Genomic DNA, 22,179 nt, shown 5'->3' on the forward strand with positions numbered 1-22,179 from the left:
TCCTTCCTCAGTACACGACCGACGGGACAGGGGCGTCCTCGTCGTGCTTCTCGGTGATGTCGGGCCCCTTCTTCGCGGCGCGGACGATGAGCCCGATCTCGACGACGGCGAGTGCGGCGTAGATCGCGGTGAAGGAGATGAGCGAGATGAGCACCTCGACGCCGCTCACTCCCGGCGAAACGCCGTTCTGGGTCGTCATCAGGCTGAACACGATCCAGGGCTGCCGCCCCATCTCCGTGAAGACCCAGCCGACGATGTTGGCGCCCAGGGAGAGCGGGAACGACCAGATCGCGATCTTCCACATCCACGGCGCGGGCTGGCGCTTGGCGTTCTTGCGCGTGATCCACAGCCCGACCAGGGCGATGAAGGCGTGCAGCATGCCGAGGCCGATCATCCAGCGGAACGCCCAGTAGGTGATCCACAGCACCGGGGTGAAGTCGGTGAGACCGGTCGAGGCGAACTGGTGCGCGTACTGCGCGTTGAGGTCGTTGATGCCCTCCACGCAGCCGTTCAGATCGTGCGTCGACAGGAAGGCGAGGAGGTACGGCACCCGCAGCGACCAGATCTCCCCGGTGCCGTCGGGCGTCCCGATCGAGAACAGCGAGAACGAGGCGTCCGCGCCGCAGCTCGAGTTGAACATCGCCTCGGCGGCGGCCATCTTCATCGGCTGGGTGCTCACCATCGCGAGGCCCAGCTGATCGCCCGTGAGCACCACGCCGGCCGTCGCGACGAGGATCCCCCACAGGCCGAACTTCAGGGACTTCCGCATGGTCGCCACATGCTGGCCGCGGGACAGATGCCAGGCCGAGACCGAGATCACGACGCCGGTCGCGAGCATGAACGCGCCGAAGATCGTGTGCGGGAACGCGGCCAGCGCGACCTTGTTCGTCAGCAGTGCCCAGAAGTCGGTGAGCTCGGCACGGTTCGTCGCCGCGTTGTACGTGTAGCCGACCGGGTTCTGCATGAACGCGTTCGCGGCGATGATGAAGTACGCCGACAGGATCGTGCCGATGGCGACGCCCCAGATGGTGGCGAGGTGCACCTTCTTCGGCAGCTTGTCCCAGCCGAAGATCCACAGTCCGATGAACGTCGCCTCGAGGAAGAACGCGAGCAGTCCCTCGAACGCGAGCGGCGCGCCGAACACGTCGCCGACGAAGCGCGAGTAGTCCGACCAGTTCATGCCGAACTGGAACTCCTGCACGATGCCGGTCACGACGCCCATGGCGAAGTTGATGAGGAAGATCTTCGAGAAGAACCGCGTCAGGTGCAGGTACTCGATCTTGCCGGTGCGCACCCACACCGTCTGGAAGATCGCGGTGACCGTGGCCATGCCGATCGTGAGCGGCACGAACAGGTAGTGGTAGACGGTCGTCAGCCCGAACTGCCATCGGGACAGGACGAGCGGATCAAGCCAATCCATGCGCGACGCCTCCTGCGTTCACGGATCCGGGGACGGATCCTCTTTCCTGCGCGGATCCCGATCCGACCGGGGATCCGATGCTCTCGTCGGCGAAGGGACGATCCCCGTGGCCGAGCTCGACCGTGCACTCCTCCGGCCGGGCGGCCGAGCGCACGCAGCGGGCGACGAGCGGGCCGCCGGCCTGGGCCAGCACCCCCTGCATGAGACCGAGGTGCACCTGGCAGAGCACCGGGCGGTGCTCGGGCCGGGCGGCGGCGTGCGGACAGGGGGTGAGCTCGACGGTGAGCCGGTCCTCGTCGACGACGGGCTCGAAGCCGCTCTCCTCGAGGTGCTCGACGAGCGCGTCGAGCTGGTAGGTCGCGCGCCGGCCCAATCCGGAGGGATCGGTCTGCAGCACCCGGCGCAGCAGGTCTCCCCGTCGGGCGGCGTCGTCGGCCTTCTGCTTGGCGACCGGACTCGACGCCTCGGGCGCCCCCGTCGCGGCGCTGTAGAGCACGCGCGGACGCCCTCGGGTCGTGCGGTGCTCCGTCGCCGGCACGACGTAGCCGCCCTCGATCAGCCGCTGCAGGTGCTCGCGCACGGTGTTCGGGTGCAGCGCGGTGGCCTCGCACAGCTCGCCGATCGTGCGGTGCGGACGAGCCTGCACGAGATGCAGGATCCGCACGCGCGAATAGCTGGAGATCGGCCCGCAGACGGGCCCGGCGCTGGCCATGGCTCCATACTCGCACCGCGCGCCCACGCAGACCGCGACCCGGGCCGTGAATAATGCCCGATGCGATAGGAGGTTCGGATCACGACCATGCGGATCGCGGATCCCTCCGGTCGCGCTCTAGGCCACCCCGGGTCAGGACCGATGGTCGAGTGCGAGCGCGGAGATCGCGGCGACCACGGCGCGCACGTCGCCGGGGCTCCCGCCGGCGCGCCCCGCGACGAGGCCGGCCACGAAGGCGCTGAACGGGGCCGCGGGCCGGGCGACGCCGTTCGCGACGTCGCGGGCGAGGTCGAGGATCAGCGCGATCGGCAGGTCCTCCTCGGCGAGGTTGAACCGCTCGCGCAGTTCCGCCGCCCAGGCGTCGAGGGCCTCCGGGGGCAGCGTGCGATCGTTCGCGGTCATCGGGACTCCTCTGGTCGTTCGGCCCCGGCGGCTTCGGCGCGAGCGCGCTCGAGGTCGTCCGGGGTGTCGATGTCGGCAGTGATCCCATCCTCGTCCGGGATCCACCGGATCGGAAGACCGCCCAGGAGAGCGCGGCAGGAGGCTCCGTCCGTCTCGCCGAGCGCGGCGAGGGCGGCGCGCACGGCCGCCGTGCGGTACCGGCCGGCGAGCCACTGCGGCCGCCCCGCTGCGTCGAAGACGAGGGCCTCGGCATCGCCACCCGGGGCGGTCCGGGCTGCGGCGGGATCCGCCTCCCGCAGCCGGGCGATGACCGCCTCGGGGTGCGCGAGGTCTCCGGCCAGGAGCAGGAACTCCCCCGTGTCGTCGAGCACAGGATCCGACAGCGCCGCCGCGAGCGCGGCGACCGGGCCGCCGAACGGCGGATCCTCGCGCACCCAGGTCACGGCGGCGGGAGCGGGCCCGCCTCCGTCGGCCGGAGCCGGACCGACCGCGACGACCGGGGAGATCCCGTTCGCCGCGAGCGCGCCGAGCGTCCGGTCCCACGGCGTCGTGCCGCCGACCGCGAGCAGATGCTTGGCCGCGCCGCCCATCCGCCGGGCGCGGCCGCCGACGAGCACGACGGCGCCGACCGGCATCGGGGCCGTCGGGGAGTCCGCGGCCGCCATGGCGGTCAGTCCAGCTCCATCACGTCGACGAGGTCGCCGACCTGAACCTCCGCCACCTCGGCGGGCACCACGGCGTAGGCCCGCGCACCGGCGAGGCCGACCGTGAGATGCGAGCCGGATCCGCCCCGCGTCGCGGGAACGACCGTGTCGTCCACGATCACTGCGGGCAGGTACTGACGGCGGCCGCGCGGCGCGCGCCAGGCGGCGCCCGCGGGGATGCGCCGCACGGGGCGGAGGATCTCCGCTCGCCCCTGCATCCGCAGCAGCGCCGGGCGCACGAAAGTCTCGAACGACACCGCGGCGCTGACCGGGTTCCCCGGCAGCCCGAACAGCAGCATGCCCTCGGCGATGACTCCGAACGCCTGCGGCTTGCCGGGCTGCATGGCGACGGCGACGAACTCCATCGCCTCGCCCATGCTCAGCCGCACGGCCTCGTACGCCCCGGCGCTCACCCCGCCGGAGAAGATCACCACGTCGGCCCCGAGCGTCGCGGCACGGGCCGCGGCCTCCGCGGGCCCGTCCCCGTCGTCGCCGACGACCTCGCGCAGCACGACCTCGGCTCCGGTCTCCGCCGCGAGCCCGGCGAGCAGGAGTCCGTTGGACTCGGGGATCTGCCCGCGCCGCAGCGGCGACCCCGGTGCGACCAGCTCGGATCCGGTCGACACGACGGCGACCCGCGGCCGGGGCGCGACCGGGACCTCGGCGATCCCGACCGACGCGAGTGCGGACAGCTGCCGCGGGCCGAGCAGCGTGCCGGCGGGCAGCACGACCGCCCCGGCCGCCGCGTCGCTCCCGGCCCGGCGCACGTGGGCTCCGGCCGCGGCCGGCGCCCGAAGCACCACGGCCGTGTTCAGAGAATCGGCGAGCCCGCCCTCCGTGTCCTCGAAGGGCACGATCGTGTCGGCCTCGGTGGGCAGCGCGGACCCCGTCATGATCCGCACGGCGCAGCCCGGCGCGAGAGGCGGGTCCTCGGGGCTCCCCGCCGGCAGATCCGCGGTCACCCGCAGGGTCACGGGGGCGTCCTCCGCGGCGCCCGCGACGTCGGCGAAGCGCACCGCGAAGCCGTCCATCGCGGAGTTGTCGAACGCCGGCACGGGGTTCCCGGCGATCGCGTCGACCGCGAGCGTGCGCCCGCCGGCCCGATCCAGCGGCAGCGTCTCCGCCGGGCGGGGGCGCACCGCCGCGAGCACCCGCTCCTGCTGCTCCTCGACCGTGCGGAAGGTGGTGCCGTCGCTCATGCGCGCTCCTCGTCGTGACCGAGTCCGTCGTGTGGTTCGAGGCTACCGGGCGGTCCGCCGGGCGTGCCGCAGCCGCGGGCCCCGGACACCGTCCCGCGCGGTGGGCCGGCCCCGGGCGCCGGCCCACCGCGCACCCGTGCACCGGCCCACCGCGCTCGCACGTCGGCGCCCCCGGCTAGCCTGAATCCATGGCATCCCGGAAACCCTCCGCCCCCGCGTACGTCTGCACCGAGTGCGGGTGGACGACCGCCAAGTGGGTGGGCCGGTGCGGCGAATGCCAGCAGTGGGGCACGGTCGCCGAGCAGGCGGCGCAGGCCGGGATCGTGCGCCGCGTCGAGGCGACGGCGCCCGCGGCCGGACGGCAGGCGCGCCCGATCACGTCGCTCACCTCGCAGGAGTCGCCGCGGCGTTCGAGCGGGGTCGCCGAGTTCGACCGGGTGCTGGGCGGCGGCATCGTCCCGGGCGCGGCGATCCTGCTGAGCGGGGAGCCGGGCGTCGGCAAGTCGACGCTGCTGCTCGAGGTCGCGGCCGCGGGCGCGCGTGCCGGCCGGCGCGTGCTGTACGCGAGCGGCGAGGAGTCGACCGCGCAGGTGCGGCTGCGCGCCGAGCGCACCGGAGCGCTGCACGACGAGCTCTACCTGGCCGCCGAGACCGATCTCGGCACGATCCTCGGGCACATCGACGAGGTCTCCCCGGAACTCGTGATCGTCGACTCCGTGCAGACGGTCGCGTCGGCGCTGTCCGACGGCGCCGCCGGGCAGCCCGCGCAGGTGCGGGAGGTGGCCGCGGCGCTCATCCGGGTGGCGAAGGAGCGGGATCTGCCCATCGTCATCGTCGGCCACGTCACCAAGGACGGCCAGGTCGCCGGGCCCCGGATCCTGGAGCACCTCGTCGACGTCGTCTGCCACTTCGAGGGCGACCGGCAGACGTCGCTGCGCTTCATCCGGGCGCTCAAGAACCGCTTCGGGCCGACCGACGAGGTCGGCTGCTTCGAGATGACCGGATCCGGGATCGCCGAGGTGCCGGATCCGTCGAGCCTGTTCCTCTCCCGCGGACGCCCCGAACCGGGCACCTGCGTCGCGATCGCCCTGGAGGGGCGGCGCGCGATGCCGGTCGAGGTGCAGGCGCTGACCATCCCCACGCAGGCCCCCAATCCCCGCCGCGTGGTGAACGGGCTGGACTCGTCGCGCGTCGCGATGGTGCTCGCCGTGCTCGAGCGGCGGGCGGGCATCAAGACGAGCGACAAGGACGTCTACGTGTCGACCGTCGGCGGCGTGCGGTTCACCGAGCCGGCCGCCGACCTCGCGATCGCGATCGCGGTGGCCGGATCCCTCACGAACGACGCGGTACCGCACACGGTCGCGGCCGTGGGCGAGCTGAGCCTGGCCGGCGAGGTCCGCGCGGTCACCCAGGCCTCGCAGCGCCGCTCCGAGGCCGCCCGGCTCGGCTATGCGCAGGTCGTCGACGACCGCTCGGCGACCCTGCGCGGCGCGCTCGGCGACGTCAGGGCGCACCGCGCCCCGCGCCGCCTGGACGACGAGGTGCCCGCGTTCTGACGCACCGCGTCCGGATCCGGGTTCAGGCCTCCAGCGCGCGCAGCAGCTCTGCGGGCGGGGCCTGCATCGGATGCGGGCCGGCGATGTCGAGGAACACGGTGGTGATCACGTCGCGATGCGCGGCGAGGAACGACCGCAGCCATGCCGGGGAGTAGATGCCCACGCCGGGCGGGAGATTGGCCGGCTTGTGGGTCGCGTCGCTGAACAGCAGCAGCGCGACGTCGCCCGTGGACGGATCCCGGTAGGTCCACACCTCCCCGCCGTCGAGCGGGTTGTCCCTGGCGCCGGGCCGGATGAGCGGCACGACGGTGTTGCCGTTGCGCAGGGCGAGGGCGACCGCCGCCATGTCCTGCTTCTCGAGCGCCTGGGCGAGGGCCTCGGAACGGAAGTCCGAGGCGGCGGGCTTCTTCTTCGACTTCTTCGCGGCCATCGTTCCACCTTACGAGAGGACGACGAGTCCCGCGGAGGGAGAAGAGAGGAGGGCCCCTTCGTCAATCGCTTGGGGACAGATGACGGAGAGGCCCTCGTGCCTTCGAAGACGGACGACGATGCGCTGGGGACGCTGAGTTGTCGAAGCCACTGGGGATGGCGAACCCGTCAAGATCTCGAAGACTTCCTCTATGGTATCCCAAAGGAAGCGCGGGGGCGACCGTTTTCCACCAGATGCGCAGATTCGGGCACGCCCGCGCGCGTCGCGGGTGCGACGGCGTCAGTTGAGGAGGAACTGCACGGGGCCGGCGCTCTGGAATCCGCCGATCGCCACGGTGAGGCGGTAGGAGGCGCCGCCCCCCGGCGCGCGCTGGCGGTCCGTCGCCTCGCAGGTGTCGACGCTCGAGCGCGTCCGGTCCCACACGACGGGCGTCGAGCTCGTGATCGTCGCGCCGGCCTTGATGGTCTGGATCGCATCGCTCGGGGTCTGCTGGCAGTCGGTGGAGCGCCACCAGGTGTCGTTGCCGCTCGTGATCGTGAACACCTGGGTCGTCGTGCCGACGTTCATCGTGCAGTCCTTGGCGCTGCTGTTCGTCAGTGAGATCGACAGCTGCGGGTTCTGGTCGGCCGCGTAGCTGTCGTGGTCGGTCACCGCCGTCACCTTCACCTCGGACGCGGTGCACGGCACCGGACCGGCATCGGCGGTGCTGGTGGGCGCCGGCGTCGCATCGGCGGCCGGACTCGGATCGGCGGTGGGATCCGGCGCGGCCGACGGAGAGGCGGTCCGGGAGGCCGAGGTCGACGCACTCGGAGTCGGGCCGGGGGTCGGACCGGATCCGGCCCGCGCCACGAGCGCCCAGACGAGCGCGATGAGCAGGGCGAGCACGACGATGACGACCCCGAGCACGACGATCCGACGGCGGCGATAGACGGCGGCGGACTGGCGAGGGGTCATGCCTCCAGGTTATGCGGCGCGCCCTGCGGGACCCTGGACGCCGCCCCGGATCGACGGCAGGGTCACAGCTGCTTGAGCATCCGGGTGTTGCCGAGCGTGTTCGGCTTCACGTGCGCGAGGTCGAGGAACTCGGCCACGCCCTCGTCGCCGCTGCGCAGGAGCTGGGTGTAGACGTCGGGATCCACGACCTGCTCCCCGATGGGCGAGAAGCCCCGGCGCTCGAAGAAGGGCACCTCGAAGGTCAGGCAGAACAGGCGGCTGAGGCCGAGGACCTTCGCGTGCGCCTCGAGCTGGTCGACGATGGCCCGGCCGACGCCGTGGTGCTTCCACTCCTCCTGCACGAGCAGGGTGCGCACCTCGCCGAGGTCCTCCCACATGACGTGCAGGGCGCCGCAGCCGATGAGCACGCCGTCGGCCTCCGCGACCACGAACTCCTGCACGGCGCCGTAGAGCACCGCGATGTCCTTGCCGAGCAGGATCCGTCGCTCCACGAGCGGCTCCAGCAGCGCGTAGATGCCCTGGACGTCACCGGCCCGCGCGGGCCGGACGAGATAGTCGCTCATCCCTCCAGCCTACGACCGCAGCCTCGTGCGGCCGCGGACGACGCGGCCCCGCCGCCCTGCTCTCGGGAGCGGGGCGGCGGGGCCGGAGGAGTCCGCGGGTCGCGTCAGACCGTGACGATCACATCGTCGGCGTCGACGCGGACCGGGATCGGACGCAGCCCGACGCGGTGATCCGCGGGGTGCTTGCCGGTGAGGATGTCGAACTCGAACCCGTGCCACGGGCACACGATGTTGCGGTCGGTGGGGTGGAACCCCGGTCCCCCGCTCTTGAGGCCGTCCTCGCCCCGGACGAGCTGCACGGTGCGCGGCATGGTCTTGCCCTGGCAGACCGGGCCGCCCTGGTGGGGGCAGACGTTGTACCAGGCCCGCACCTCGCCGGCGTAGAAGTAGAGGCCCAGCTCGGTGCCCTCGACGTCGACGACGATCCGCTCCCGCTCCTGCAGGTCGGCGAGGCTGGCGACCACGACGTCGCGGCGGACGACCTGCGCGCTCATTCGGCCCTCCGGTACCAGATCGCCATGTCGAAGAGGTTCACGTCGGCGGCGTCCAGGAGCGCCGTGACGAGCACGACGGTCTCGGTCGCGTTGAGCGCGTCCTCGCGGATCGGCCACGCGATCTTGCCGACGCGGTCGGTCTTGGCCGAGAACAGCCGCGCGGCCGCGTAGAGCACGTCGGCGATCTGCTCGTCGGAGACCTCGGCGCCCAGCTCCGCCTCGCCGACGTGCTGCACGAGCTCGCCGAGGCGGGTGACGACGGCCGAGAGCTCGGCGATCTCGGGGGCGGTGGTGATGGTGTTCTCGGTCATGTCAGGAGATCCCGGGTCGTTCCTGGAGCACGTGCTCCGCGGAGGGCTTCTTGCGGTCGGTGGGGAGGTTGAACACGCGCGCGGCGTTCAGCCCGAGGATGTTGCGCTTGGCCTGCTCGGAGAGGAAGGGCAGACGCGTGATGGTGGACGGCGCGTCCCAGTCCCAGTGCGGCCAGTCGGACGAGTAGAGCAGCTGGGTCTCGGCGTTGAACGACTTCATGGTCGCCTCGAGGAGCTCCATGTTCGTGCGCTCCATGGGCTGCGTGGTGTACCACATCTCCTTCATGTACTCGCTCGGCAGGCGCTTGAGCCCGGGGGCCTCGCTCGGCCGCATGAGGACCTCGTGGTCGAGGCGCTGCATGAGGAAGGGGATCCAGGCCAGGCCGCTCTCGACCCACACCATCTTGAGCTTCGGGAAGCGCTCCGGCATGGCGTTGATGATCCAGTTCGTGACGTGGATCTGGTTGTAGTGCGTGAACGAGAGCGCGTGCATCGAGAGGAACCGGTTCAGCTGCGCGAACGACGGATCCCCCCAGTGGTAGCCGGAGTGGAAGGCGAGCGGCTTGCCGCTGTCCTCGATGAGCTTGTACAGGCGCGTGTAGACGTCCGAGTGCACGGGGTTGTTGCGCGTCGAGCACACCGTGTAGCCGATGATGCCCTCGTTGTCGGCGTACTTCTCGACCAGCTCCTCGCACACCTCCGGGGTGTTGTAGGGCAGGTAGAGCATGCCCTTCAGGCGCGGGTTCGGCGGCAGGATCACCTCGGTGAGCCAGCGGTTGAACGCCCGGCCGAGGACGACCTCGACCTCGTCCTGCGGGTGCATGCCGAGCAGCAGCATCGCGCTGGGGAACACGACCTGGTAATCGAGGCCCATCGCGTCCATGCCGCGCCGGGCGGCGGTGACGAAGGGGTGCCCCTCCGTGCCCTCGACCGGCTCCTTGCGGCCCTGGTGCCCGATGCGGCCGCCGACGCTCTGGTGCGACATGCCGGGCTGGATGTTCAGGAGCGCGTTGTTGCCCGCGAAGCCGGCGTACTGGCTCATGCCCAGATCCCGCCACACGTCGTTGTCGATGAGGTCGAGCACCTCTCCCCAGAAGTGGTCCTCCGAGACGTGGGCGTCGATGTCGACGATGAAGTAGTCGTCGTAGTCGTCCCGCGCCTGCTTGGTCGCGTGGGAGAGCACGTCTCTCGTGTCCGAGCGGCCGCCGATCTCGGCGAGCTCGCGGATCCGCGGCGCGTCGGAGCGGGGGGTGGGCAGGTCACTCATGGGCATTCCTCTCGGGCTTCGTCCGCTCAGTGGGCGGCGACGATCGCATCGGTCATGGTGGTCAGGTAGTCGTCGTCCGCGGGCGCCGCGGCGACCCGGTGCGGGATGACGACGGCGCGGGCGGGGTTGACGGCGAAGCCGTACCCGTCGCCCGGGCGCGGCACCGCGTCGGCGGCCATCTCGCCCGTCTCGACGCGCACGCGCAGGGGCAGTCCGTCGGCGCGCACGAGGAGGTTGACGGCGCTGCCGAGATAGGTGGTGCGCTCGACGGCGGCGGCGAACCGCCCAGCGCCGGGCGCGAGGTCGGCGGCGGGCATGAGCCGGGCGTGCGCGGCCCGGAAGGCGACGTCGGCCCTCTCCCCCGCCGCAGCCTCGCCGGTCACGACCCCGGCGATGACGAGCGACGTCCCGTCGACCTCGACGTCGGCGATCCCGTCGCGCACCGCGCGGATCGTGCCGGGCAGGATGTTCTGGAAGCCCATGAAGTCGGCGACGTACGCCGAGTTGGGCCGGTCGTAGAGCTCGCTCGGCGTGCCGTCCTGCACGATGGCGCCCTCGCTCATCACGATGATCCGGTCGGAGAGCGTGATCGCCTCCTCCTGGTCGTGCGTGACGTAGACCGAGGTCGTCTCGAACTGGTTGTGCAGCGCGCGCACCTGCTGGCCCATCTGGTAGCGCAGCTTGGAGTCGAGGTTGGAGAGCGGCTCGTCGTAGAAGATGATGCCCGGCCGGGCGGCCAGAGCGCGGGCGAGAGCCACCCGCTGCTGCTGACCGCCCGACAGGGCGGTGACCGGACGCTTCTCGAAGTCCGCGAGCCCCACCGCGGAGAGCATGTCGGCGACGCGGGCGCGGCGCTCCGCCGCCCCCACCCGCGCGACCTTGAGCGGGTACGCGACGTTCTCCGCCACGCTCATGTGCGGCCAGAGCGCGTAGCTCTGGAACACCATGCCCACCTGCCGCTTGTCGGCCGGCACGAAGGTGCGCCGGTCCGTGTCTACGACGATGCGATCGCCCATGCTGATGCGTCCGCCGGTCGGGCGCTCGAGACCGGCCAGGCACCGCAGCGTCGTCGTCTTGCCGCAGCCCGACGGGCCGAGCAGGGTGACGAACTCGCCGGATCCGATCGTCAGATCCAATCCGTGCAGAGCGGTCTTGCCGCCGTAGCGCTTGGTCAGTCCGGATACCTGGACCTCAGTCATGCCGATCAGTGCTCTCTCGTGTGGGGGTCGGGGCCGAGCGCTACTTCTTGAACTGCGTGTTGATGAAGTCGAAGTAGGGCTGGTTGAAGTCCGGGTCGGGGTTGGAGAACGGCAGGCGTCCGAGCTTGCCGAGCGCCGGTGCGCCCTGCGGTCCGGGTGCGTCCGGCGTCCAGCCGTACGAGTTGTTCTTCTCGGCGAGCGCCTTCTGCCCCTCGGGCGAGTACAGCCAGTTGATGTAGAGCTGCGCGGCGTCCGCGTGCGGGGCCTTGTTCACGATGCACATGCCGGTGCGGGACATGAAGTTGCCGCCGTCGTCGAGCGGGAAGACCGCGGCGATGGGGCCGCCCTTCGCCTTCACGTCCTCGTAGAAGCCCTGGTAGACGGCGATCCCGACCGGGAACCGGCCGCTGGCGACGTCGGCGGGGACGTTCGGCTCGGACTGGGCGAACTGCACGTCCTGCTTCGCGAGCGCCTCGACGTAGGACTTGCCCCACTTGTCGGCGCTCTCGGGCACCATGAGCGACGTGAGGATGTAGCGGATGCCGCCCGGCACCGTCGGGTCGCCGACCGTGATCTTGCCCTTCCACTTCGGGTCGAGCAGGTCCTTCCAGTTCTGCGGGGCCTCGTCCTTCTTCACCATGTCGGTGTTGTAGACGAAGACGAAGTAGCGCATCGCGTAGTAGGTGAGGCGTCCGTCGTAGTTCGACGGGATCTCGAAGCCGTCGGGCGCCGTCTTCACGTCGGCCGTGGTGCAGAGGTCGGGCTTGGCCGCCACCTGGGGCGACTCGCCGCCGTCGTAGATGTCGGCGATGCGGTTGCCGCTCTGCGCCTCGGTCTCGATCTTCGTGATGCTCTGCGCATCGGGCTGATCCTGCTGCACGATCTTGATCCCGGGGAATCGGTCGGTGAAGACCTTGAACAGCGCCTTCTGCGACGAGACGCTGGGGCCGTACAGGACGAGGTCGGTCTTTCCCGCCTTGACGGCCTTGCTGTACAGGTCGTTCATGTGGCTGTTGCCCGCCGCGCTCGCGCCGGGGACCTCGATCGTCTTGCCCGGGTCGGCGGCGGCGCCGCCGGAGGAGCAGGCGGTCAGGGCGGCCAGCGCGCCGACGGCCAGGGCCGCCGTCGTGAGGCGAAGGGTAGTGCGGGAGAACGTCATCATTCTTCCTCTCGGGTGTGTCAGGGGGTGATCCGGGTGAGGGGGACTGAGGGGGCCCGGCCGGCGCGCCCCGCGCGGGCGCGCAACAAGGCGGCCAGCTTCAGGGAGAGCGCGGCGAGCGCGAGCACGGCCATGGCCGCGACGAGGATGATCATGAACAGGGCGGCGCCCTGCGACATGTTCCCCTGGAGGAACTGCTGGAACGCGGTCAGCGAGACCGGCTGCAGGCCGGGAGGGGCGAGCAGCATCGGCACCGACAGGTTGCCGGCGATGAAGAGCGCGGACAGGAACCAGCCCGACAGGAAGCTGGGCACGACGAGCCGGAGCACGATCGTGAGCAGCACCCGCCAGGATCCGGCCCCGGAGGTGCGTCCGGCCTCCTCCAGCTCGGGCGAGAGCTGGGCGAGCGCGCCCTCCGCGATCCGGCTGGAGACCGGGATCGTGGCGACGATGAGCACGAGCGTCATGAGGAACGCCGTGCCGTAGAGGCCCCGGAACGCCGGCACGTAGAGCACCGCGAACATGTAGGCCAGCGCCAGGACGATGCCCGGCAGCGCCCAGGGGATCCACACCGAGAACGAGGTGTAGGAGCGGATGAAGCCGGTCCGGCGCGCCGTGACGTACGTGGTGAGCAGCGCGACCGCGATCGAGCCGAAGCCGCCGATCACGGCGAGCCAGGCGGTGAGGCCCAGGCTCGAGCTGAACTCGGGATCCGTCAGCATCTGCACGTAGTTGTCGAAGGTGAGCCCGGTGCTCATGACACCGAAGATCGGCTGCAGGCTGCCCAGGATCATCGCGAACAGCGGCAGGATCAGGTTCAGCAGCAGGAAGACGACGATGAGGGCGGAGAGCACCCAGCGCACCGGGCCGAGCTCCTGCGGCTCGCGCCGCGAGGTCTTGCCGGTGAGGGTCGTGAAGCTGCGCCCCCGCAGGATCCAGCGCTGGGCGAGGAACAGCAGCAGGACGAGCACGATGAGCACGAGCGAGAGCGCGAAGGCCTTCGTGTACTCCGCGGGCGCCTGATCGCGCACGTAGTGGAAGATCTGCGTCGAGAACACGAAGATGTTCGCCTGGCGCCCGATGAGCTGCGGGCTGTCGAAGGACTGGAACACGAGGACGGCGATGAGGATCGCGGCACCGGTGATCGCGGGCCCGACGGAGGGGATCGTGATCGTGAAGAAGGTGCGCACCGCACCGGCTCCGCTGATCGCGGCGGCCTCGTCGAGCGACTGGTCCCGGTTCTTGAACGCGCCGAGCATGAGCAGGTAGGCGAACGGCATGTAGCCCAGCGACATGAGCAGGAACAGGCCGCCCCAGCTCTGGATGTTCATGATCGGCCCGTGCATGCCGAGCATGCGCCCGAACTGGTTCAGCAGCCCGTTCTGCGGGTTGCCGAGCATGATCCAGCCGAGGGTGTGGAACAGCGGCGGCACGAACAGGTTCACCGCCATGAGCGGGGTGAGCAGGCGGCGGCCCGGGACGTTGGTGTTCGCCGCGATCCAGGCGAACAGGCCGCCGCCGGCGACCGAGATCGTGCCGCACACGACCACGAGCAGCAGCGAGTTGCCCATCGTCTTCCAGGTCTCGGGATCCTGGAACGCGGCGACGAGCCCGTCGATCGTGAAGGGCAGGTCGTCCGACGGGAGGCCGTCGCGGAAGGCGCCGATCGCGATCATCGAGACCGGGTAGACGAACACGAGCGTCAGGGCGGCGAGGAACACGGTCCAGCCGAACCCGCCGGTCAGCGAGCGCCGGATCGATGCTCGCCGGTCGCGTTCGAAGTCGCTTGCCGTCACTGCCCTCTTCTTCCGTTCGCGAGAGCGGATCCGAGACCTCCGGTCACCCGGGTCCAGACCGCTCCGTCTGTCGTGTTGTCAGCGTAGGAAGCCGCTGCGCGAGCCTCATCGGGCCCGGCTCCGAAGTCCTTCCCGGGCGATCCGACACGGTGTCGGAACCCGGTCCGCCGGGGGTGCGATCGTGTCGGTCGGCGATCCCCGGCGCGCGATCGCGACGCGCCGGGGATCGTTCTGAGACTCAGAGCAGGGCGGCCAGGACGGCGTCGTTCTCGGCGGGCAGGCCCACCGTGACGCGGGCGCCGCCCGCGTTCGGGAACGGCCGGGCGAGCACGCCCTGTGCGGCGAACCGGGCCATGAGGTCGCCCGCGTCGCCGGGGAGGAAGAGGAAGTTGGACTGGCTCGGGAGGACCTCCACGCCGGCCTCGTCCAGCGCCCGCACGATGCGCGCGCGCTCCGCGACGATCGTGGCAACCCGCTCCGCGGCGATCTCGACGCCCTCCGGGCTGAAGGCGGCGATGAGCGCGGCCTCGGCGATCCCGTTCAGCGCGAAGCCGACCGAGGTGCGCCGCAGCGCCTCCGCGATCCGCTCGGAGGCCGCCGCGTACCCGGCCCTGATGCCCGCGAGACCGTGCGACTTCGAGAGCGTGCGCAGGATCACGAGGTTCTCGAACTCGTCCAGCAGCGGCAGGGTCGCCTCGACGGGCTCGTCGGTGACGAACTCCCGGTACGCCTCGTCGAGCACGACGATCACGTTCTCCGGAACCTCCCGCAGGAACGCCCGCAGGCCGTCGATGGGGATGAGCCCGCCGGTGGGGTTGTTCGGGTTGCAGAGATAGACGATGCGGGTCTCGGGATGGATCGCGGCGGCCATCGCCGCGAGGTCCATCGCCCCGTCGGCGGCCAGGCCCACCGCGGAGGCGTCTGCTCCGGCGAGCGAGAGGGCCGCCTTGTACGCCTCGAACGACGGGGCGGGATAGACGCCGTGCACCCCCGGCTCGCAGACGAGCCGGGCGAGACCGTGCAGGAGCGACCCGGAGCCGTTGTCCACGGCCACCCGGGCGGCGTCGACGCCGAGCGCCCCGGCGATCGCGGCACGCGCGGCGGCGCGGTGGTAGTCGGGGTAGCGGTGCGACGTCTCGACCGCCGCGGACATGGCCGCCACGATCGGGGCCGACGGCGTCCAGGGCATCTCGTTCTGGGAGAGCCGGATCGGCGGCGGGGTCGCCCCGGCGGGACGGTTCGGGGTCTGCAGCATCTCGTCGACGACGCCTCGGAACTCGAGCGGCATGCGTCCTCCTCGGGCCAGGAACTAATTCTTAATAATGAATATGAACATTATTGAAGACGCGCCGTCCTGTCAACCCGCCGGGGTGCTCGGATCCTCAGGAGAGCAGGGTCGCGACCGAGGAATGGCGGTGCCGCTCGGCCGCGGAGCGCGCCAGGGCGTGGTCGCGGCGGCCGACGGCCTCCGCGAAGTCCAGGTGGGTGCGCAGCCGCTCGGACGTGCTGGGCGCCGTGGCCCCCTCGAGCTGCTCGGCGATGATGTAGTCGACGAGATTCGTGTAGAGGCTGCGCAGCAGCTCGTTCGGAGTGATCTCGGCGATCCGCGCGTGCAGCGCCCAGATCGCCGACGGGCCCGCCTCGGTGCCCCACACGGACTCGAGTCGTTCGGCCAGCGTCGCGATCTCGGCGACGTCGTCGTCGCTCGCGTGCTCGATCGCGTCGTGCAGCACGAGTCCGTCCAGCGCGTCCAGCACGCGGAGGCAGTCGCTCGCGGTCGCCTTGCCCTCCCGCAGCTGCAGCAGCTGGTCGCTGAGCTGCATGAACGGCGAACGCGAGGCGACGAAGATGCCGCCGCCGGGGCCGGGCTTCGCATCCACGACGCCGCGCGAGCGCAGCAGCTGGATCGCCTCGCCGAGGGTCGCGGGCGCCACCCCGAACCGGGTGGCGAGCTCCTGCCGCCTCCCGATGAAATGCCCCGCCTTCCAGCCGCCCGAGACGATCTCGTCCTCGAGCGACTTCGCCACCTGCACGGCGACGGCGGCGTTGGTGATCTGCGTCATGACTTCCCCCGGTGGTCCCTGCGGTGACCCCGAGCCGGCCACGCGTGAGTACAGAGTATGAGGTGACCCGCCTCGGTGCACCCTCTATTGGATATATTCATCATATCCAATCGGCATCGGCGGCCACGGATCGTCGATCTGGGACGAAGGAGCCCTCATGACGGACCCCGCCGCGCTCCGCACGGACGCGAGTGCGCTCCTGCCCGAGCTCGTCGCCCTGCGTCGCACGCTGCACGCGCATCCCGAGGCGGGTTTCGCCCTCCCCCGGACGCAGCGCGCCGTGCTCGACGCCCTCGACGGGATCGGTCTGGAGGTGACCGCAGGCCCTGAGGACTTCTCCTCGATCACGGCCGTGGTGCGCGGCTCCCGCCCCGGCCCCGCCGTGCTGCTGCGCGCCGACATGGACGCTCTCCGCGTCGCGGAGCGCACCGGGCTCCCCTACGCCTCGACGGTCGACGGGGTCATGCACGCCTGCGGCCACGACCTGCACACCGCGGGGCTCGTCGGCGCCGCCCGGCTGCTGGCCGCGCGGCGGGAGCAGCTGGCGGGGTCGGTCGTGCTCATGTTCGAGCCGGGCGAGGAGGCCGGCGGCGGAGCCCTGCGGATGATCCGCGAGGGGGTCCTGGATGCGGCGGGTCCGCGCGTCGAGGCCGCCTACGGCGTGCACGTGCTCCCGGGAGCACCCGGAGTGTTCTCGACCCGCGGCGGGACGATCATGGCGGGCGCCTGTGCGCTCGAGATCGTCGTCGAGGGCCGCGGCGGGCACGGGTCCCGTCCGCAGCAGGCCGTCGATCCGGTGCCCGCGGTCGCGCAGATCGTCCTCGCCCTGCACGCGTTCGCGACCCGGCGGTTCCCCGTCTCGGATCCGATCGTCCTGTCCGTGACCAAGCTCTCCGGGAGCGAGATCATCAACGCGATCCCGGACACCGCTTCGCTCGGCGCCACCATCCGCATCCTCTCCGAGCGCAGCCGGCGGGTGCTGGAGGCGGAGCTCCCGGCTCTCGCGCAGGGGATCGCGGCCGCGCACGGCTGCCGCGCCGAGGTCTCGTTCCGCACCGTCTACCCGGTCACCGTCAATGACGAGACCTGCGCCGAGCGGGCGCTCGCGACGATCGGCGGGCTGCTCGGCGCAGATCGTGCGATCACCGCCGCCGAGCCCTCGATGGCCTCCGAGGACTTCTCCGCCGTACTCGCCGAGGTGCCGGGGGCGTTCCTCTTCCTCGGCGCGACGCCCGAGGGGGTCGACCCGGACGAGGCGGAGATGAACCACTCCCCTCGCGCGGTGTTCGACGACGGGATCCTCGCAGACCAGGCCGCGGCGCTCGCCGCACTCGCCCTCGCGCACGTCGGTCCCCGATGAGCCCCGCCGGATCGCCGCGGCGCCCTGCCGGACACGGGTTCGGGGGCCGCGACGCCCGGGCCGGATCCCTCCGCCGCCGGCCGCCACGACCCCCGCGCGGATCAGTGCTTCTCGTGGATGAGCGACCAGGGCGAGGGGAACACGTCCACCCGCACCCGGACGATCGCCGGACGCCGGGCCGCGATCGCGGCCTCGATCGCGGTGCGCACGCCATCGGCGTCCTCGACGTCCACGAAGTCGATCCCGAACGCCTGCGCGAGAAGCGCGAAGTCGGGGTTGACCAGGTCGGAGCCGATGAAGCGTCCGCCGTAGGTGTCGCGCTGGATGCGCCAGACGTTCCCGAAGCGTCCGTCCTCGAACAGCACGGTGACGAGCGGGATCCCGTAGCGCTTGGCGGTCGCGAACTCCTGCAGCGACCAGCCGATCCCGCCGTCGCCGGTGACCGCGACGACGGGGCGTCCGCCCGCGCCCACCGCGGCGCCGAGGGCCGTGGGCATCGCGTAGCCGAGCGTGCCCTGGTAGCCGGGCCACACGTACGAGTGCGGGGCCTGCACGGGGAAGCCGTAGGTGGAGACGTAGCCGATCTGGGTGAGCTCGTTGACGTAGACGCCGTCCTCGGGCAGCGCGGCGCGGATCGCGTCGACGAAGGCCATCTGCGGCGCGACGCGCTCGCGGATCCGCTCCTCGCACTCGGCGCGGAGCCGGCGCAGCTCGTCTCCCCAGCCCGCACGCGCGGGGACCTCGGCGACGAGCGCCTCGAGCACCGCGGTCGCGTCGGCCTGGATCGCGAGGTCGGGCCGCCGCGGGGATCCGAGATCCGCGGCCTCGACGTTCACGAGCGCGATCTTCGCGTCGCCGACGTTCAGCTGCTGACCGAACGGGGTGAGGAAGCGGCTGCCGAACGAGATCACGAGGTCGGCGGTCGCGCGCAGCTCCCAGAGGGCGAACGCGGGGAGCGCATGCGGATCGCGCGCGTCGATCGCCCCGCGGCCGTTCTCGCTCATGACGACCGGGGCGTCCAGCTTCTCGGCGAGGGCCGCGATGAGCGCGAACGCGCGCTCCCCGCGCACGCCGCCGCCGACATGCAGGACGGGACGCTCGCTCTCCCCGAGCAGGCGCAGGAGCTCCGCCACGTCCTCGGCCGGCGCGACCGGGGCCGGCACCGCGAACGGGTCGCCGACCTCGACGTCGATCTCGGCGTGCAGCAGGTCCGGCCCCAGCTCCAGCGCGACGGGGCGCGGGCGGCCCGTGCGCATCTGGCGGAAGCCCTCGTGCACCAATTCGGGGATCTCCTCCGCCCGGGTGGGACGCACCGACCACTTCGTCAGCCCCTGGACGGTCTCGCTCTGCCGCGGGATCTCGTGCAGGGCGCCGAGGCCGCCGCCCACGAGGCGCGAGGGGATCGTGCCGGCCAGGAGCATCACCTGCGAGGAGCAGGCGTAGGCGGTCGCCATGCCCGCTCCCGCGTTGAGCACGCCGGGGCCGGGAACCACCATCGCAACCCCGGGCTTCCCGGAGGCCCGGTGGTAGCCGTCCGCCATGTACGTCGTGCTCTGCTCGTGCCGGGGGACCAGCAGGTCGATCTCGTCCTGCTTGCGGTACATCCCGTCGGTGAGCCCGTCCAGCTGCACGCCGGGGATCCCGAAGACCGTCTCGACGCCCTCGCTGAGCAGGGCCAGGGTGAGCGCGTCGCCGCCTGTCATCTTTGCCATCGCATCGCCTCTCAAGAAATGAATATAATGAATATAGATCTATTTCCCGGATCTCTGCAACGCGGCCGCCCGTCAGCCGCCTCCGCAGAGGCTCGCGACAGCTCCCGGCGGACCCCGGGGAGCAGCAGGAAGGGAGGCGGGCGATGACGCTCGAAGCGCAGGTGCAGGCCTATGCGGACCGGCTCGGACGACCCATCATCGTGTTCGACGCCGAGTTCACGGTCATCGCGTTCAGCGTGCACGACGGCGACGTCGACCATGCACGGCTGGCGATCATCCTCGCCCACCGCGGATCCTCCCGCGCGCGGGAGTCGATCAGGGAGTTCCGCGTCGGCCAGGCCGACGGCCCGGTGCTGATCCCGGCGATCGAGGGCGGACAGACGCGGCTCGTCGCACCCCTCCGGCACGACGGCCACCTCGTCGGCTACGTCTCGTCGACGATCCCGGAGGGGCACGAGCCCGCGGCCGACGACGACGTGCTGCGCACCGGGCGCGAGCAGCTCGGCGTCGTGCTCGCCGCGATGGCGCTCGGCAGCAGACAGGACGAGGACCGGGCGCTGCGGCTGCTCTCCGCGCTGTTCGGCGGCGGCGCGGAGCAGCGCGCGCGGGCCGCGGACGAGCTGCTCACGAGCGGCCTGCTCTCCCCCGCGCCGCACTACACCGCGATCTCGCTCGCCGTCGCCCCCGGCACGGCGGCGAGCGCGGCGACCCTGCGCCTCCTGCTCGACAGGGCCGTCGCGAGCATCCCGGTGTTCCCGACGCTCAAGGCGGTCGGCGCCGTGATCGACGGGGAGGCCGTGATCGCCGTCCCCTACGAGATCGACGCCGACCGCCTCACCGCCCTCCTCGCGCAGCCGGCGTTCTCCGCGCTGCGCGCCGGGATCGGCGGCGCGCACGCCCCGCTCGCCTCGGCCGTCCGCTCCCTCCGGGAGGCGCGGATCGCGCAGCGCGCGGCGGTGGTCGACGGCGAGCGCGGCAGCGTCGCACACTGGGCCGAGCTGGGCCTGGACCGGGTGCTGCTGCAGCTGCCGCTCGCCGAGCTCGCGCTGACCGATCTCCCGGAGGCCGTGCAGCGCCTGCTCGACGCGCAGTCCGGCCCCGACCTCGCGCACACGCTCGAGGCGTATCTGGACTGCGGCTGCGATGCGCAGCGCACGGCGCAGGAGCTCCACGTGCACCGGAGCACGCTCTACTACCGGCTCGACCGGATCCGCGCGATCGCCGACGTCGACCTCGCCGACGGCGGCGTGCGCCGCGAGCTGCACACGGCCCTGCGCGTCGCGACGCTCGCCGGCCTGCGCTGATCCGCAGACAGCGATCGGACAATTGACTATATTGATTAGTGATTATTGCGGCCGTCCTCCGATCGCCGCGACCCCGCCGCACGCAAGGGAGCTGCCATGAACGCACTGCTGACCTCGGTCTCCGACCCCGACGGCCGCCCGATCCTCGACGCCGCCACCCGCGCGGAGGTCGGGCGGGCCCCCATCCGCACCGTCGCGGACCTGGATCGGGCCATCGACGCCGCGCGGTCCGCCCAGCCCGGCTGGGCCGCGCTCGGCCACGCCGAGCGCTCCCGCCTGCTGCACCTCGTCGCCGACGACCTCGACGCGCACGCCGACGAGCTCGGTGAGATCGTCACCGCCGAGCAGGGCAAGATCGACGGCGCCGGAGAGGTGCACGGCGCCGCGCACTGGCTCCGCGCCGCCGCCGACACGGTCCTGGAGCCGCAGGTGCTGCGCGAGGAGGGCGCCTCCCGCACCGAGCTGCACTACGTCCCCCTCGGCGTCGTGGCGTCGATCGGCCCCTGGAACTTCCCCGTGATGATCTCGGTCTGGCACATCGCGCCGGCGCTGCGCATGGGCAACACGGTGGTCATGAAGCCCTCGGAGAACACCCCGCTGAGCGTGCTCGCCCTCGCCGAGATCTTCCGCCGCCACCTGCCCTCCGACGTCGTGACGGCCGTCTCCGGCGACCGCGAGGTGGGGGCGGCGCTGGCCGCGCACCCCGACGTCGCGAAGATCGTCTTCACCGGATCCACTCCGACCGGCCGGAGGATCGTCGAGAGCTCGGCGCACAACCTCGCCCGGCTCACGCTCGAGCTCGGCGGCAACGACGCCGGGATCGTGCTGCCCGGCACGGACGTGCAGGCGGTCGCCGACCGCCTGTTCTGGGGCGCCTTCATGAACACCGGGCAGGTGTGCGCCGCCCTCAAGCGCCTCTACGTGCACGACTCCGTCTACGACGAGGTGGTCGCCGCGCTCGCCGAGCGCGCCGAGGCCGCGCCGATGGGCTCCGGGCACGACAAGGGCAACCGGCTCGGGCCGGTGCAGAACCCCGCCCAGTTCGACATCGTCTCGCGCCTCGTCGACGACGCCCGCGAGCGCGGGGGCAGGATCGTCACGGGCGGAGAGCCCGCCGCCGACCTCGGGCCGCTCTTCTACCGCGCCACGATCGTCGCCGACGTCGAGGACGGCGCGGCGATCGTCGACGAGGAGCAGTTCGGCCCGGTGCTGCCCGTCGTGCGCTACACCGACGTCGACGACGCCGTGCGCCGCGCGAACGGCACGGAGCAGGGCCTCGGCGCCTCGGTGTGGGGCCCGGACGCCGACGCGGCCGCCGAGGTCGCCCAGCGCCTCGACGCCGGCACGGTGTGGATCAACCAGCACGGCGGCGTGGATCCGTCCATCCCCTTCGGCGGCACGAAGGCCTCCGGCTACGGCCTGGAGTTCGGCGTCGAGGGACTCAAGGCGATGGCGGCGACGAAGGTCATCCGCCGCTGAGCAGCGGCGCCGGCCGGGGCGACCGCGTTTCGTCTCGCTCCGGCTGCGCCGGGGCTCGCTCAACGATCCCAAGTCCCCCTCCCGGGGGCTCACTC

21 protein-coding genes are annotated in these 22,179 nt (G+C 71.8%); 4 read left to right on the forward strand and 17 right to left on the reverse strand.

Annotated features, from left to right (window positions below; all coding sequences use genetic code 11):
• Nucleotides 1-7: 7 nt before the first annotated feature.
• The 5 genes from WFJ17_RS00160 to WFJ17_RS00180 all read right to left on the reverse strand — a co-directional run bounded on the left by WFJ17_RS00160 (nt 8) and on the right by WFJ17_RS00180 (nt 4,437).
• Nucleotides 8-1,420: a cytochrome ubiquinol oxidase subunit I gene (locus tag WFJ17_RS00160; RefSeq protein WP_292887407.1), complete on the reverse strand. Its 1,413-nt coding sequence runs from the start codon at nt 1,418-1,420 to the stop codon at nt 8-10.
• Entirely contained in the window at nt 1,407-2,132 is a 726-nt protein-coding gene (locus WFJ17_RS00165; protein WP_251447840.1) for a helix-turn-helix transcriptional regulator, read from the reverse strand. Before WFJ17_RS00165 ends, WFJ17_RS00160 begins: the two co-directional genes overlap by 14 nt.
• Before the next feature lie 132 nt (nt 2,133-2,264).
• On the reverse strand, nt 2,265-2,534 hold the full coding sequence (locus WFJ17_RS00170) for a DUF6457 domain-containing protein (RefSeq protein WP_251447844.1): 270 nt from the start codon (nt 2,532-2,534) through the stop codon (nt 2,265-2,267).
• Nucleotides 2,531-3,199 carry a molybdenum cofactor guanylyltransferase gene (mobA, locus tag WFJ17_RS00175; protein WP_336647338.1) on the reverse strand — a complete coding sequence of 223 codons (669 nt, stop codon included), beginning with the start codon at nt 3,197-3,199 and terminating at the stop codon, nt 2,531-2,533. Before mobA ends, WFJ17_RS00170 begins: the two co-directional genes overlap by 4 nt.
• Before the next feature lie 5 nt (nt 3,200-3,204).
• Nucleotides 3,205-4,437, reverse strand: coding sequence for a molybdopterin molybdotransferase MoeA (locus tag WFJ17_RS00180; RefSeq protein WP_251447851.1), 1,233 nt, complete (start codon nt 4,435-4,437; stop codon nt 3,205-3,207).
• A 188-nt stretch (nt 4,438-4,625) separates the two neighbouring features.
• Between WFJ17_RS00180 and radA the strand changes: the two genes are divergently transcribed.
• The gene (gene radA, locus WFJ17_RS00185) at nt 4,626-5,993 is read left to right on the forward strand and encodes a DNA repair protein RadA (RefSeq protein ID WP_336647339.1); all 1,368 of its coding nucleotides are present in this window, start codon (nt 4,626-4,628) and stop codon (nt 5,991-5,993) included.
• Between the two features lie 22 nt (nt 5,994-6,015).
• Here radA and WFJ17_RS00190 read toward each other — a convergent pair whose 3' ends face one another.
• The 11 genes from WFJ17_RS00190 to WFJ17_RS00240 all read right to left on the reverse strand — a co-directional run bounded on the left by WFJ17_RS00190 (nt 6,016) and on the right by WFJ17_RS00240 (nt 16,229).
• Complete coding sequence (locus WFJ17_RS00190) at nt 6,016-6,423, reverse strand: dehydrogenase (RefSeq protein ID WP_251447857.1); 408 nt, start codon at nt 6,421-6,423, stop codon at nt 6,016-6,018.
• Nucleotides 6,424-6,702: 279 nt separating this feature from the next.
• Nucleotides 6,703-7,377 (reverse strand): hypothetical protein, encoded by a 675-nt coding sequence (locus WFJ17_RS00195; RefSeq protein WP_336647340.1) that lies wholly within the window; start codon nt 7,375-7,377, stop codon nt 6,703-6,705.
• 62 nt (nt 7,378-7,439) lie between these two features.
• Complete coding sequence (locus WFJ17_RS00200) at nt 7,440-7,940, reverse strand: amino-acid N-acetyltransferase (RefSeq protein WP_251447863.1); 501 nt, start codon at nt 7,938-7,940, stop codon at nt 7,440-7,442.
• Between the two features lie 104 nt (nt 7,941-8,044).
• The gene (locus WFJ17_RS00205) at nt 8,045-8,434 is read right to left on the reverse strand and encodes a Rieske (2Fe-2S) protein (protein ID WP_251447866.1); all 390 of its coding nucleotides are present in this window, start codon (nt 8,432-8,434) and stop codon (nt 8,045-8,047) included.
• Nucleotides 8,431-8,745: a hypothetical protein gene (locus WFJ17_RS00210; protein WP_251447869.1), complete on the reverse strand. Its 315-nt coding sequence runs from the start codon at nt 8,743-8,745 to the stop codon at nt 8,431-8,433. The genes WFJ17_RS00205 and WFJ17_RS00210 overlap by 4 nt, the downstream gene beginning before the upstream one ends.
• 1 nt (nt 8,746) lies before the next feature.
• Nucleotides 8,747-10,012, reverse strand: a complete 1,266-nt coding sequence (locus WFJ17_RS00215; RefSeq protein WP_251447872.1) for an amidohydrolase family protein — start codon at nt 10,010-10,012, stop codon at nt 8,747-8,749.
• Nucleotides 10,013-10,038: 26 nt separating this feature from the next.
• Entirely contained in the window at nt 10,039-11,211 is a 1,173-nt protein-coding gene (locus WFJ17_RS00220; protein WP_251447876.1) for an ABC transporter ATP-binding protein, read from the reverse strand.
• Nucleotides 11,212-11,251: 40 nt separating this feature from the next.
• Nucleotides 11,252-12,370, reverse strand: a complete 1,119-nt coding sequence (locus WFJ17_RS00225; protein WP_336627843.1) for an ABC transporter substrate-binding protein — start codon at nt 12,368-12,370, stop codon at nt 11,252-11,254.
• A 20-nt stretch (nt 12,371-12,390) separates the two neighbouring features.
• Nucleotides 12,391-14,166: an ABC transporter permease gene (locus WFJ17_RS00230; protein WP_292887432.1), complete on the reverse strand. Its 1,776-nt coding sequence runs from the start codon at nt 14,164-14,166 to the stop codon at nt 12,391-12,393.
• 238 nt (nt 14,167-14,404) lie between these two features.
• Nucleotides 14,405-15,454 (reverse strand): pyridoxal phosphate-dependent aminotransferase, encoded by a 1,050-nt coding sequence (locus WFJ17_RS00235; protein WP_336647341.1) that lies wholly within the window; start codon nt 15,452-15,454, stop codon nt 14,405-14,407.
• Nucleotides 15,455-15,548: 94 nt separating this feature from the next.
• A complete protein-coding gene (locus WFJ17_RS00240; protein WP_251447888.1) occupies nt 15,549-16,229 on the reverse strand; it encodes a FadR/GntR family transcriptional regulator in 681 nt (226 codons plus the stop codon).
• A 157-nt stretch (nt 16,230-16,386) separates the two neighbouring features.
• Between WFJ17_RS00240 and WFJ17_RS00245 the strand changes: the two genes are divergently transcribed.
• Complete coding sequence (locus WFJ17_RS00245) at nt 16,387-17,589, forward strand: M20 metallopeptidase family protein (protein ID WP_336647342.1); 1,203 nt, start codon at nt 16,387-16,389, stop codon at nt 17,587-17,589.
• Nucleotides 17,590-17,690: 101 nt separating this feature from the next.
• Here the strand turns inward: WFJ17_RS00245 and WFJ17_RS00250 are convergent, their stop codons facing one another.
• Nucleotides 17,691-19,301: a thiamine pyrophosphate-binding protein gene (locus WFJ17_RS00250; protein WP_251447894.1), complete on the reverse strand. Its 1,611-nt coding sequence runs from the start codon at nt 19,299-19,301 to the stop codon at nt 17,691-17,693.
• A gap of 143 nt (nt 19,302-19,444) precedes the next feature.
• Here WFJ17_RS00250 and WFJ17_RS00255 point away from each other — a divergent pair, with 143 nt between their 5' ends.
• Complete coding sequence (locus WFJ17_RS00255) at nt 19,445-20,605, forward strand: PucR family transcriptional regulator (RefSeq protein ID WP_336647343.1); 1,161 nt, start codon at nt 19,445-19,447, stop codon at nt 20,603-20,605.
• Nucleotides 20,606-20,701: 96 nt separating this feature from the next.
• The gene (locus WFJ17_RS00260; RefSeq protein ID WP_292887447.1) at nt 20,702-22,084 is read left to right on the forward strand and encodes an aldehyde dehydrogenase family protein; all 1,383 of its coding nucleotides are present in this window, start codon (nt 20,702-20,704) and stop codon (nt 22,082-22,084) included.
• The last annotated feature ends 95 nt before the right edge of the window (nt 22,085-22,179 follow it).

Source organism: Microbacterium sp. MMO-10 (genome assembly GCF_037148715.1).
Taxonomy (GTDB): Bacteria; Actinomycetota; Actinomycetes; order Actinomycetales; family Microbacteriaceae; genus Microbacterium.